Origin of the sequence: uncultured Polaribacter sp. (assembly GCF_947497125.1) — a bacterium.
In the GTDB taxonomy this organism is placed as follows: domain Bacteria; phylum Bacteroidota; class Bacteroidia; order Flavobacteriales; family Flavobacteriaceae; genus Polaribacter.
Window position 1 is genome coordinate 1 of the sequence record NZ_CANMFI010000002.1, and the last position, 13383, is coordinate 13383.

Consider the following 13383-nt stretch of genomic DNA (forward strand, 5'->3'; position numbering starts at 1 on the left):
ATGGCAGAAGCTTGTTCAGTGGTAATACCAACCTTTGCGGTATTGTCTACAATGGCAGAAGCTTGTTCAGTGGTAATGCCAACCTTGGCGGTATTGTCTACAATGGCAGAAGCTTGTTCAGTGGTAATGCCAACCTTGGCGGTATTGTCTACAATGGCAGAAGCTTGTTCAGTGGTAATGCCAACCTTGGCGGTATTGTCTACAATGGCAGAAGCTTGTTCAGTGGTAATGCCAACCTTGGCGGTATTGTCTACAATGGCAGAAGCTTGTTCAGTGGTAATACCAACCTTGGCGGTGTTTGCTGCTACTGCTTCTGTATCACTTGATGTATTCGCATACAACGCATACGGCACACTTAATAATTGGCTTGTACCTGTTATTGTGTAATTTGTACCCCCTGTTGGGTCGGTTTCTGTTTTTATAAAGTAAGTGCCTGCACTCCAATCAATCGATGAGAATATTCCACTTACAATAGTTCCTGTACCTATTTCTAAACTTACCAATCCGTTTGTATTTGAAGTGGGGGTTTGTGTTTCCTCATAGACTGCTGTACTTCCTTGTAAAATACTTATTTGCATTCCTACCTGCTGACTGGTTACAAGCGCATTAGATGCATCTCGTATGACTGCTTGATAGCTCATCTTTTCTGGTGCTTGTGCAAAACTACTTAGCGTTAGTAATAAAGCGCCTATTGTGGTGTAAAAAGAAGTACGTAGTGATTTTGTAAATTTCATAGAATTTAGTTTTTTATAATTTTGAAGGTTTTTAATGCTTGGTTGTTTTGTTGCACTCTAAGAATGTACACACCTATCGGTAAACTTTTCATTTCTATTTTCGTCTCAAAGGTAGCTACCGTTCCTTTGTTTACTAATCGACCCAATAGATCATACATTGTATAACTTAAACCTGTTAAATTTGTATCTTTTAATGTCAGTATAATAAAATCTGTAGTTGGATTCGGATAGGTAACTGCATTGAGTGTTACTGCCGTTAATTCTGGATTGCTTAACGTAACAAACTCGATACTCTGTTGTATCCCTTGATTTAATGAACCTGCTGCAGTAGTTGGATTTGTATATACTAATTGACCAATAGTATAACTAACCTCGCCACCAGCCCCTGTAGCTTCACCACCAGAAACGGGTATGGTTTCTTGTGCATTCACTAATTGTGTAGCGCAGAATAGTGCCGTTATTAATATGATTTTCTTCATTTTTAATACAAAAAAAAGTTTTTTTTAAAACAAATATAAGTTAAAAAAAAACATTACAAAACTCAAGCCACTAGACGTGAGTTGTTATAAACATCCTCTTTTCGATACAGTACCCTACTTCCAATCTTTAAAGGAATTAGAATCCCTTCTCGTCTCCAATTGTTTAGTGTTTGGACTGTTACACTCAAAACTTTTGAAACTTCGTCTCGGGTCATGTATTGGGTATCCTCACCACTAATTGATAAGTGGTATTTCAATGAATATTTTTGAATACTTAATAATTCAGTTTTAAAAAGCTCTTATAGCCCTTATATATCTATGATTATCACGATTTATATTATAATTATAGTTATCACCTATTTGACGACCACAATCAGACGTAAATAATATACCAAAAAAATCACCCCATTCATTATTAAAGGAAGAGCTGGGGTATCTTACAATGCATCCCTCAGTTGGGAAATTTCCTAAACCATTTTTTCTAAGATTTTGGAACATTAAGTTTAGCTCATCTTTAGATGGAAGAAACCAATCATCATAACCATTTAAGACCAGATTATCACAAATATAGGCTACATTAGACGTTGTGTTACAAGCTGATATTATGTTCGTTGTATTCTGTGCCCCAGAACCAATAATTGTATCAGTCTCAAAAAAAGTCCCAGATGGACATTGGTTGTTTCTAGATTCATCTGTGATTTGCTGGTCAATATCTGCTGATATCAACCCATGTTCTCCTGTGTCGTCCAAATAAAATATAATTCCTCCTGCATAGTTTTGGCCGATATATAATGCATTAGGCACAGCTGAATTTACTACTATTTCTTCACCATATGTTGTCCCAATACCATTGGTAACGTATGCTCTAATATAATAAGTTAAGTTGGACAACAAATTTGTTGTAGAAGAGTTAAAACTATCAATACCATTACCTTCATTAGTGACATCATTCTCTATTGTAGGATTTGGAGAGACACTCCAACAAATACCTTTGGCTGTTATTGGACACCCTCCATCACTTATAATGGTACCTCCAGAAGTAAAACTATTTTCAGTAATTACTGAAGCTGAATTTGTAGAGATTGATGGAAGCAAACCAGTACTAATAGTGTATTGAGCTCCGTATCCTGTTCCATTTTCATTGGTAGCATAAGCTCTGACATAAAAAACCACACCACAACCACTAAGCTCTGTGAGCGTACTCGTAAAAAAACCAAGTCCAGAACCTTCATTGGTGTGGCTGTCATTAACTGTAGGGTTCTCTGATAAAGACCAACAAACCCCTTTAGCAACTAAATCAGAACCGCCATTTTGACTCACATAACCCCCACTTGAAGCTGTTGTTGGAGTTAACATATTATTAGAAGAACTTGTTCCTACAGTTGGAATCGTTGAATTAGGTGGTAAAACAGCATTATTCACAATAGTTTTTTGGTTACCATAGGAAGTACCTACACTGTTGGTAGCATAAGCTCTAATGTAATAAGTGTTATTTGTTAAAAGTTCATCGATAAAAGAATTAAACAACCCTGAGCCACTACCATCTTCAGTTTTATTATTCAGTATCGTGGGGTTAGTTGTTGTAGACCAACAAACTCCTCTAGATGTAATTGCAGCACCACCATCATCAGTAATATTTCCTCCTGAGTTAACACTTGTTGTGGTCAATCCGTTAGGACTTAATGTTGATAGTATAGGCAGAGTATATGACAAGGTTCTGAATTGAATTTGATTTCCATAATTAGTCCCAAATGAGTTTGTAGCGTAACTTCTAACAAAATAAATCGTATCTGAATCTAAAGATGAAAAACTCATAGAAAAACTGCCTAAACCTGTTCCTGATTCTATACTAGAATCTGAGATAGTCGGATTGGGTGACTTACTCCAGCAAACACCTCTATTTGTAATGGTACTACCTCCATCAGAAATTATATTTCCTCCCGATTTTGCTGAGGTAAAAGATATTTCTGATACAGACATAGTAGTTAATTCTGGAATAGTTAAATTAGAAGAAGTTGTAAAAGAAGTAATCTCTCCTAAACCAGTACCATAAATTGTTGTCGCGTAACTTCTAACAAAATACGAAGTATTTGGTCGTAAATTTGAAAGTCCTATAGTATAACCCCCTGTTTCCTGATTGTTAGGAGCTATTCCTTGAGAAGTCATTGCTGAAGGCGGTGAGATTGTGTCTACATAAAACCCTTTTGACAATACAATTTGACCACCTGTATCAGATAAAGAACTTTCTACGGTTACCGTGTTGAAAGAAATATTAGAAAGAACAGAAGATCCCAAAACTGGAACTATAGCTTGTGGTATTAATAATGAATCAACATATGCTTTAGTTGCAGCATCTTTTGCATCCGTAGGGTCTGCCACATTTTTAATCTGTTGGTTATTCGCAGAATTACCCTCTGCCAACACAGACTCTAAAGTAGGAGTTATTGCTGTTCCATTGCCACTATTGGCTGCATACAAGGCATATGGCACGCTTAACAACTGAGTGGTACCCATCGCTACATAACCACTGCCAGTATTCAATTCTATACCTAAATAATAATTACCCAAAGACCAATCTAAATCAGAAAAAGCACCTGTTCTGGCTGTTCCTTGACCGATAACTAGGTTTACTTGACCCAAATCATCAGTTGGTACATAGTGCGTTTCTGTAAAAATTGGCACTGCTGTTTGTGAACCCTGAATAACATTAAACTTAAAATACACATTGGTATTTATTATTAATTCTCCTGCACTATTTCTTACTGTTGCCTGGTAATTAAAACCCTGTGGCGCTTGGGCGAAAGTTACAATTGTAAAAACTAACGCTAAAAATATAACTATCTTTTTCATTGGGGGATCTCTTTTACTTCTTAATAATTTTATAAGTATTTGTTTGTTTTGAATCTTTTGTAGTACTTCTAACAAAATAAATAACCTTTGTAAGGTTTATTATACTGATTGGATTATGTTTTTGATGCATTCTTTTTAGAATTAAAACACTTTATTTACAATACTCATTTAATTAATTTAATTTCAACACGTCTGTTTTTAGATCGACCTGCTTTTGAAGTATTACTTGCAATTGGCTTTCTTTCACCAAAACCAGTTGCTATTAACCTACTCGAAGAAACTCCTTTCTCAACTAAATAATCCTTTACAACAGTAGCTCTAAATTCAGATAGTTTTTGATTAGAGATTTCTTTACCAATACTATCTGTGTGTGCTTCTATTGAAAATTTAGTGTTAGGATACTTTCTTAAAATTTTAACAATTTCATTTAAAACACCCATAGAAACAACTTTAATAGTCGATTTACCAGAATCGAATAAAATGTTTTTTTCAAAAACATTTAATTTTTTTTGTATTTCCGTTGTTGGTATTATTATTGGTTCTTCTGGACATCCATTGTTTGCTTTTGCTCCTGGTACATCAATGCATTTATCATCTTTATCAAAAATACCATCATTATCACTGTCTTTCCAAGGACAACCGCTATTTTCTATGAAACCAAAAACCTCAGGACATACATCTTCATTATTTAAAACCCCATCTTGGTCTTTATCTCCCCAAGGACAACCATTATTTTCAATAGCTCCTTGTTTCTCTGGGCATTCATCTTCATTATCTAAAATGTTATCTTGATCTTTGTCTCCCCATGGGCAACCATTATTTTCAATAGGCCCAGCTAATCGAGGGTTACAATCTAGCTTATCGATAACACCATCACCATCTTTATCTTTTATTTTACCCTGGTAAACAGGTATTTTTAAACCTGCATATACATCAACTCCTTTAATATTATTTGATGTTAATGCTGTAAGCACAGAACCTGAGCCTACATACAACGGTCCCATTCTTAAACCAGCTCCTGCTTTAAACCCGCTATTTTCAATAATACTTAAAGGCAAATAAAAACTAAGCCATTTACTTTCAAAACGTGGAGTTAACGTAGCAATATTAGAAATACGACTTGCATTTTCTTTACCTTTAGAAATAAGCGAAATATCAGTATTTAAATTAACGTATAAATTATTTGTAAAACTCCAATCTGCATTTAAATGAAGTGCAGTTGGTAAATTTGCTGTAATACCCTGCGAAGTTTTTTCTAGAGTGTAAAAAGTACTTAAAATATCGTCAATATCATCAGCATTATTAAAATCATCTTCGTTTATACCTATGCTTGAAATATTGTAAGTATCTAAAAATCCTTTATTATAATTAATACTCCCTATGTCTGTGATAGATAAACCTATTTTTAATTTATATTTGTTTATATGCTTTAGAGTAAATAACTCTTCTTTTACATTTGCTATAGTATCTAATGCGAAGTTTGGTCTCCACTCATAAACAAACCCTAAATCTCCTCCAAGACCTTTAGCATCAGGAAGTTCGTAATTATAATTATTTTTATCAAAATCATCAAAACGTCCGTAAGTAATTTTACCATTAGAAGAAATAATACCTGTTGTTTGTCCGCCTCCTAAATTTGTTCCATCTTCATCATAATTAACTGTTATGTTTTTACCTACAGCGAAGGCAGAAGCTCCACCTCGAAGGTACTTTAAAGTAAGCCCTCCTTTTAAAAAGTGCTCGTTATTATTAAGTAAAACTCTAGCGTATGTAACACCAAATTCTGCCCAAGCTTGAGTAAACATACCAAAGTCACCTTCGTTTATATTAAAATCACTTGTTGTATCATCATCTAAATCATCAACTATAGTTCCATTAATTTCATTAATATTTACCATAGATCTTACTCTGGTAAAAATGGCTATAGAACTGTTTTTATTTAAATTAAACATAAATGCTGGTCCCATAACATCTATATTTATAATGGCATTATTATCTATTGAAGGAGTTTTTTTTGCATCTAAATCAAAATCATAATCTTCTTTAGAAGCATCTAAAAGATTTACACCATAATAATCATTTGAAAAAAAACCACTAAGACCACTTAAATGAATATCGGTTTTAAAACGAGAATCTGTAATATTAGCAGGGTTAGATATAACGCTATTTACACCACTATAATTATCTGTTAAAAAACCAAGATAAGACTGGGCTTGTAAATAAAATGAGTTTGTAAAAAGAATGAATAAAATTACTGTTTTTTTCATAATAAAGGTTTTTTATAAGTGGAGTTTATTGCGGTGTTGTAAAACTCATTTCGTTACCATAATAAATACCGTTACAATCTTCTGCATAAGCTCTGTAATAATAAGTTGTATTAGCTAAAAGTCCAAACACATAAGCATCAAAAGTATCATTACCATAACCATTATCAGAAAAAGCATCTGTAACAGTTGGGTTTTGAGAAGTACTCCAACACACTCCTTTACGCTGCATAATACTACCTTGTGGAGACACAATACTACCCCCTGTAGTAGCTGTAGTTTGTGTAACAGCTATAGCTTGTGTTGTAGTAATTGTAGGAACCTGTATTTTAGTACTATCTTGGAAACAATAATTATTATTGGCATTATTATCTATTCTTACTGTGCCAAAATTGCACTTATAACCATTATTACTGTAAACAAAAAGATTACAATTATTAATGCTTGACACATCTAACAATCTATTATTTCTAATAGAAAGTTGTCCAAATATTTTAGTAAGGCTTGGTATGTTTAAGGTTGTTAAACTTTTATTAGATTCTATTTCAAAAGAAGAATTGCTACCCAAATTACCATTACCTACCATTTCTAATTCAGGAAAATCAATCTTGGTAAGAGATTCGTTATCACCACTTCTTATATAAAGTTGATTGATAGTTTTTAAACTTGGAAATTTTAAATTGGTAATTGAATTTTCAGTGATAGTAAGACGATTGATAGATTCTAATGATGCAAAATCTAAACTAGATAGATTCTCTAAAGATAAACGAATAAAATTCCCCAAAGTTACATTTGGAAAACTAAGTTCTGTTAAACTTTCTGAATCTCTAATATTAAGATAATCTATTTCTTGTACATTGGTAGTAGTAAAAGATTCTAAATTTTGATTATTATAAATATTAGTGTTTAGTAATTTTATATCTGGTGAAAAAATAGTTTTCAAAGCACTGTTAGAATCGCAGTTTATATCTAATCTATTGTTATTACCACCATATATATGAATAGAATTTAAACCTATTTGACGACTAGCTGAAATGTTTAGTTGATTTGAATTGTTAACGTGCATGTAAACATACACACTTTTAATATTGTTAGAATTTACAGTATTTTCTGTTAAGTTTAAACGTCTAAAGTTTTCGCTTTTTAAATGTAAACGTGTAATTTTAGAAAAGGTAGAACTACCCGATTCATATGATGTACTTGTAAAATTATACACCTCTGCAATATTAGGGTCTGTGTAGCTAACTTCTACTTGGTCTCCGTATACCACATTATCATTGATGGTTTTTGCAAAAGCCCTAACATAATACGTAGTATTTGGGCTTAACCCAGTTGCATTTAATAGAAAACTTGGTGTTGCACTTGCCCACCAATCTGTACCTGAGTTGTTTTCTATAATATTAGCATCGTCTATTGTAGGTGCAACGCTTGTACTGTAACAAACCCCAACTAAGCTAATGTTTTGTATGTTTTCTGTTACTACTTTTGCTCCATAGGTCATTGCGTTACCAAAAAGCTCTAACTCATCGTTGTTTTGTAGCGTAACATCTATACTATTGCACTGTGTAAGGGTTAGTACCATAGTATCTACCACTGTTTGTGGCTCTGTACAATCGGTATTTGTTGTGCTTAGCGTAAGTGTAACACTGCCAGAGGCAACATCTGCGTTTGAGGCAACATAGGTTGGTGAGGTTGTAGTAGCATCATTAAAAGTACCTGTTCCACTGGTTGTCCAAGCTAAGCTTGTAAAGTTTGCTGCTGATGCGTTTTGTAGGGTATAACTATTGCCTGCACAAACAGAAAAATCTGCCCCAGCAACTGCAGTTGGATAACATGTAGAGCAATCTATAACAGTAATAGATCCTGTTTTAGCATCTGGTGCACACGCAGAAGAATTGGTTTGTACAGTAAAATCGAAACGGCTACCAGAAGCCAAACTTATAGGCGGGGTACCAGAGATTATAATTTTGTTTTCTACAACATTTGCACTTACTCCCTCTGGCAATCCTACCACTGTAGCATTTGGAGATTTACCTTCTATAACAAAAGCTATCGGTGTAATAGGTTCTCCTAAACAAGAGGTTTGATTAAGCTCTCCTTCATCTAAAACAAGAGAAGATTTAGGGGCAACTATTAAGGTACCTGAAGCTATGGTATTTACATTGGTATCTTGTGTGGGTACAGTTACTGTATAATTAAATGTAGTTTGTGTGCTAACATCTTGGTTAGCCTCTCCTGAGATTGTTAAAATACCATTTACTAACGTATGGCCAATTCCACTTGGCAGTCCTGTAACCGCTATTTCTGTGGTGTTAACATTTATTGCGTATTGAATGGTTTGTATGCTTTCAAACTCACATACTATCTGAGTATCTGTACCAGAATCTGAAACCAGAGTTAATACATCATCATTTAATTGAGAAAATATAGGCTCCCAAATGTTACCGTCCCAGACCCATGAAATAAAATCACCTAATGCTAGACCCTCTGGAAAAAGATCATTTATAGAATTTACTGTTAAAGAACCAAAATTATCCTCTATATAAGCTTTTGTAACTACATCTTGGGCATCTGTTGGGTCTGCTACATTTTTAATCTGTTGGTTATTCGCAGAATTACTCTCTGCCAACACAGACTCTAAAGTAGGAGTTGTTGCTATTCCATTACCACTATTGGCTGCATACAAGGCATAAGGCACGCTTAAAAGCTGTGTGGTACCCATAGCTACATAACCACTGCCAGTATTCAATTCTATACCTAAATAATAATTACCCAAAGACCAATCTAAATCAGAAAAAGCCCCTGTTGTTGCTGTTCCTTGACCGATAACTAAGTTTACTTGACCTAAATCATCAGTTGGCACATAGTGCGTTTCTGTAAAAATTGGCACTGCTGTTTGTGAACCCTGTATCACATTAAACTTAAAATACACATTGGTATTTATTATTAATTCTCCTGAACTATTTCTTACTGTTGCCTGGTAATTAAAACCCTGTGGCGCTTGGGCGAAAGTTGTAATTGTAAAAACTAACGCTAAAAATATAACTATCTTTTTCATTGGGGAGACTCTTTTATTTCTTAATAATTTTATAAGTATTTGTTTGTTTTGAATCTTTTGTAGTAATTCTAACAAAATAAATACCCTTTGTAAGGTTTTTTAAGCTGATTGGGTTTTGTTTTTGATGCATTCCTTTTAGAATTTGTTTTCCGTTAGCATCAGAGAGTATTACCTCAAATTGCTGCTCTACGGGATGACTTATAAAAACAAATTCGGTAGTAGGATTCGGAAAAACCTTAAATTGTAATGTAAGTGCTGGTGCTTGTATAGACAGCGTAGTTAGATTTAACGAAGGATAATAACCATTGCCTAATTGATACGTGCCATCTGCATCTGTCATTGCACCAACAATTATTTCGCCAGCTGTATAACTAAGCTTATTCGTTTCGTTTTCAAAACTACCACCCACAGGACCAATTACTTGTTTTGAAATGGTTTGTGCACAAACCGAACTTGATATTAATAGGAAGAAAATTATTCTTTTCATAGTTAACAATATTAATTTAAAAGTAAATTTATGATTTAATTCAAAAGATTTTAAAAAAATTATACGACATCATAATTTCGCATATATTTTGAAGTTAAATTTTATTATAAAACTCTAACTCAAAACTCACGCCACCAGGCATTCATTATTATAAACATCTTCTTTTCGATACAGTACCCTACTCCCAATTTTTAAAGGAATTAAAACCATTTTTTTGTGTTAAATACTTAATACATAACACCATAAATTAAAATAACTCATTTATAAACAATGATTTACGGGTTTTTTGTTTTTTGGGGTTGCTCGAGAGGTTGCTCGGGAGGTATAAAAAGATAACTGTGAACTGATTATATTACACTCCAAAAGTTAAGTTATTAATGACTTAAGTAACCTATGAAACAACGAATTAAACATTGCAACTTGTGTAACGTAGATTTTTCTACCATGTACCGAGTACAATACAAAAACCCAAAAGAATGGGTGTTTGTTTGTAAAGAGTGCCTTTTAGAAGTTAAAAAAGACAATCCGTTATATACGTATGGTGGAACGTGGAAAAGGTGATGGAACTTACTTCAATTTAAAAGCCTGTTAATTGAGACAGGAACATACATAATAAAAGAAAAACTCAAAATAACAAGCTTATTTCAATTATAACTTGAAAACTGCGAGGTATCATTAGTAGTTTATTCTATATAAAAATGAGCGTTTATCATCTGGGTCTCTTTCTCTATTTATCAAGTTTTTGTTGTAAGCATTAATATCTCGTATCATCATCGCTCTCTTTACTTTCTGCTTTTCGTAATCTAAATCTTCTATATTAAACACTTTGTCTAGTTCACTTTTTAAAATGTAATCTTTAGATTTTGCAAGATTTTTCAATTTCTCTATAATAATGTCTTGTTCGCTAGAGTGCTTTGGTGTTTGAGCGTTTTTTTTCCAATAAAGAAAAATGAAGACCAATAGTAAAATCGAAATAAAAATAAACCAATATTGGTAATCTTTGGATGATTTTTTAAAACTAGGACCAATAACAGCGCTATTAAAATTAAAATTTCTTGGTGTTTCGTAGATTCTGGGTTTCCAAGAGGATAAATCTTGTTCAAATGTAACCGCATTTCTAAACATATTTGTCATGTCTGTAACCTTACTTACATTCCACATACTTATATCTTGATTAAATGCAATTGCTTCAGCAAACATGCCTCCCATTAGTTTAACATTAGAAACATCCCAATTAGATAGGGGCTTATTGAAAGACATTGCATTATCAAACATTCCACTTAAATTAGTTGCCTTAGAAACATCCCAAGAATTGATATCTTTATTAAAGAAGCTTTCGAAAAACATCCCATTAAAAAGAATACCGTTACCAACATTCCATTCAGAAATGTCTACATTAAAGTTTTTAGTACCATGAAACATGTCATTAAAAAACGTAACATTTTCAGTATTCCAATTACTTATATCGGCATTAAACTCGTCACAGAAACCAAACATCCAAGTCATGCTGGTTACATTAGAAACATCCCAATGACCTATATTATCGTTAAAATCTTTGTTTTTATAAAACAGATAACTCATGTCTGTAACAAAAGTAGTAATCACATTTTCTAAAGGCTTCTTGTCTTTAACTAACTTTTTTAATAATTCATTATCAACAATTAAATAATCTTTATCATTAAACTGATAAAATTTACCCACTTCTGCAAGAGACGAACATTTTAATGTCACTCCATTATCATCTAAAGTTATTACTTCTGGACTTTGCGTAAAAAGGATTAGTGTTAATAGTAATTGTTTAAGAATCATAAATTATTAGGGAATTGTTTTACGCTAAAATAGCTGTTTTATGAATAGTTTTCAAAAGAAAAAGAATTCTTTTTTTTGATAACAATAATGTTATCAGCATTTTATTACAGATTTAGTTTTTAAAAATTTAGGTATAAATAGGTAAAAACCTATTTATACCTAAATTTATGTTTGGTTAAACTGAACAATTTAATACTGATTTTAACTACTAAAACACATTGATTATTACAACAATAACTAAAATATTAAAATTGTTATATTGGTTATTAAACCTATTTTACCTAAAAAATCAAAAAAAATAGTGCCCTCTTTACTAATTTTGAGCATCGTTGTTAACATTAGGGATTATTGTTACAATTAAAAAGAAAGAAAAAGTGAATGTAAAAACCCAATAATTTATTATTGGGTTTTACTTTTAGTAAAATTTATTTTCAAACTTACCGCAAGTTACTTTGTATTTATCAAATAGGCCTATTTAATATTCTTTTTACGTTTAACTTTTTGTTAGAACACATAATCAAAGTATTATTTTTTTCATCACATTATCAAACGTTATCTTATGCAGCAACAAATGTCGCTAGCTCTATTTTAGGAATTCTATTAATTTATTAGAAAACACTAAAAATAGGATTTTACTGAAATTAATAACGCCTTATTTTACCCTCATAAACAGCGGTTTATAAAAAGGAAATCTACAATAACTAATTATACTGAATTAGAAAAAATATCAACTAAAAATAGGGGTTTACTACGGTAGTACATAAAATTTGTAATGAATAGTCTTTTGATTATTTAATTTTGAATTACATATTATTAACTAAAATAAAAAAAATAAAAAAACTATTAACCGTAACTTTAATCGCAATTTTACTTGCAAGCTGTTCATCAACGCAAACTGCATTTGATTCATCTCCAGTTAACTCTAAAAGTGTCGAATTAGACCCTATAAAGGCAGACATTAATGTTAATGAGAAATCTAAAATTAAAGGAAGTAGTAAGTCAACTTATTTTTTATTCTTCAGAATAAGTGGAGATAAAGTTTACGCTGATGTAGATTTTGATAATCAAAAAGATTTGACTACTTCTGTCTTAAGTCTTTTAAATCCTTTTAATTGGATTTATAATGGAGGTGAGTCTAAAACTAGAAGTGCAGCAGCATATAAGGCACTTAGCAAGAATAACGATGATGTTATTGTAGATCCAAATTACACCACTACAGTAAAAAACTACATACTTTTTAAAACATTTAAAGTAGATGTTGAAGGGTATGGTGCTAAATACTCTAACTTTAGAACGGAAAAACAAAAATTAATGTTGTTGCAGAATGGAAAGGAAGTTCTTCTTCAAGATAGATAATTTTCTTTTCTAAAAAGTAGATTTAACTTTTTAAATAAAAATCGATTATACTTTAAAGTATAATCGATTTTTTATTTCTAGGAAATGGTTTTGTGTAATATTTTCAAAAACATCACGACTCTCACATCATCTACTTTTAAAAATTCTTTTCTATCTAAAATATGAACTCTCTATAAAAAGGATAAAAGATAATTTCATTATAGTGTAATCAATACTATTGGCAACTGTGAGATTTTTATTTAAATGATTCTAAATTGATTAGTTACCCAACAATATTTTCCTGCAAACAGGATAAATTTAACATATACTTCTATTAAATTAAAAAGTTATTTCGTGAGATTTACAA

At 32.1% G+C, this 13383-nt stretch carries 9 protein-coding genes and 1 pseudogene; 2 read left to right on the top strand and 8 right to left on the bottom strand.

Annotated elements, in window-relative coordinates:
- The 7 genes and pseudogenes from Q0678_RS03190 to Q0678_RS03215 form a co-directional block, all read right to left on the bottom strand.
- A pseudogene (locus Q0678_RS03190) lies at positions 1-734 on the bottom strand (hypothetical protein); the annotation flags it as partial.
- 5 nt (positions 735-739) lie between these two features.
- Positions 740-1213: a T9SS type A sorting domain-containing protein gene (locus Q0678_RS03195; protein WP_299053800.1), complete on the bottom strand. Its 474-nt coding sequence runs from the start codon at positions 1211-1213 to the stop codon at positions 740-742.
- Between the two features lie 62 nt (positions 1214-1275).
- A complete protein-coding gene (locus tag Q0678_RS11675) occupies positions 1276-1428 on the bottom strand; it encodes a helix-turn-helix domain-containing protein (protein ID WP_367181485.1) in 153 nt (50 codons plus the stop codon).
- Between the two features lie 73 nt (positions 1429-1501).
- Positions 1502-4063: a hypothetical protein gene (locus Q0678_RS03200; RefSeq protein WP_299053803.1), complete on the bottom strand. Its 2562-nt coding sequence runs from the start codon at positions 4061-4063 to the stop codon at positions 1502-1504.
- Between the two features lie 164 nt (positions 4064-4227).
- Positions 4228-6330 carry a DUF5723 family protein gene (locus tag Q0678_RS03205; RefSeq protein WP_299053806.1) on the bottom strand — a complete coding sequence of 701 codons (2103 nt, stop codon included), beginning with the start codon at positions 6328-6330 and terminating at the stop codon, positions 4228-4230.
- Positions 6331-6355: 25 nt separating this feature from the next.
- Positions 6356-9385 (bottom strand): hypothetical protein, encoded by a 3030-nt coding sequence (locus tag Q0678_RS03210; protein WP_299053809.1) that lies wholly within the window; start codon positions 9383-9385, stop codon positions 6356-6358.
- Positions 9386-9398: 13 nt separating this feature from the next.
- The gene (locus tag Q0678_RS03215; protein WP_299053812.1) at positions 9399-9872 is read right to left on the bottom strand and encodes a T9SS type A sorting domain-containing protein; all 474 of its coding nucleotides are present in this window, start codon (positions 9870-9872) and stop codon (positions 9399-9401) included.
- 393 nt (positions 9873-10265) lie between these two features.
- On the opposite strand from Q0678_RS03215, the gene Q0678_RS03220 reads away from it, so the two are divergent.
- Positions 10266-10433 (top strand): hypothetical protein, encoded by a 168-nt coding sequence (locus Q0678_RS03220; protein WP_299053818.1) that lies wholly within the window; start codon positions 10266-10268, stop codon positions 10431-10433.
- A 114-nt stretch (positions 10434-10547) separates the two neighbouring features.
- Here the strand turns inward: Q0678_RS03220 and Q0678_RS03225 are convergent, their stop codons facing one another.
- Positions 10548-11681 carry a BspA family leucine-rich repeat surface protein gene (locus Q0678_RS03225; RefSeq protein ID WP_299053820.1) on the bottom strand — a complete coding sequence of 378 codons (1134 nt, stop codon included), beginning with the start codon at positions 11679-11681 and terminating at the stop codon, positions 10548-10550.
- 798 nt (positions 11682-12479) lie between these two features.
- Here Q0678_RS03225 and Q0678_RS03230 point away from each other — a divergent pair.
- Positions 12480-13037, top strand: a complete 558-nt coding sequence (locus tag Q0678_RS03230) for a hypothetical protein (RefSeq protein WP_299053823.1) — start codon at positions 12480-12482, stop codon at positions 13035-13037.
- The last annotated feature ends 346 nt before the right edge of the window (positions 13038-13383 follow it).

What these genes read in the sequence shown, in the direction of transcription:
- Q0678_RS03220 (WP_299053818.1), top strand. Translation starts at nt 10,266, where the DNA reads ATGAAACAACGAATTAAACATTGCAACTTGTGTAACGTAGATTTTTCT.
- Q0678_RS03200 (WP_299053803.1), bottom strand. Translation starts at nt 4,063, where the DNA reads ATGAAAAAGATAGTTATATTTTTAGCGTTAGTTTTTACAATTGTAACT.
- Q0678_RS11675 (WP_367181485.1), bottom strand. Translation starts at nt 1,428, where the DNA reads ATGACCCGAGACGAAGTTTCAAAAGTTTTGAGTGTAACAGTCCAAACA.
- Q0678_RS03210 (WP_299053809.1), bottom strand. Translation starts at nt 9,385, where the DNA reads ATGAAAAAGATAGTTATATTTTTAGCGTTAGTTTTTACAATTACAACT.
- Q0678_RS03225 (WP_299053820.1), bottom strand. Translation starts at nt 11,681, where the DNA reads ATGATTCTTAAACAATTACTATTAACACTAATCCTTTTTACGCAAAGT.
- Q0678_RS03205 (WP_299053806.1), bottom strand. Translation starts at nt 6,330, where the DNA reads ATGAAAAAAACAGTAATTTTATTCATTCTTTTTACAAACTCATTTTAT.
- Q0678_RS03215 (WP_299053812.1), bottom strand. Translation starts at nt 9,872, where the DNA reads ATGAAAAGAATAATTTTCTTCCTATTAATATCAAGTTCGGTTTGTGCA.
- Q0678_RS03195 (WP_299053800.1), bottom strand. Translation starts at nt 1,213, where the DNA reads ATGAAGAAAATCATATTAATAACGGCACTATTCTGCGCTACACAATTA.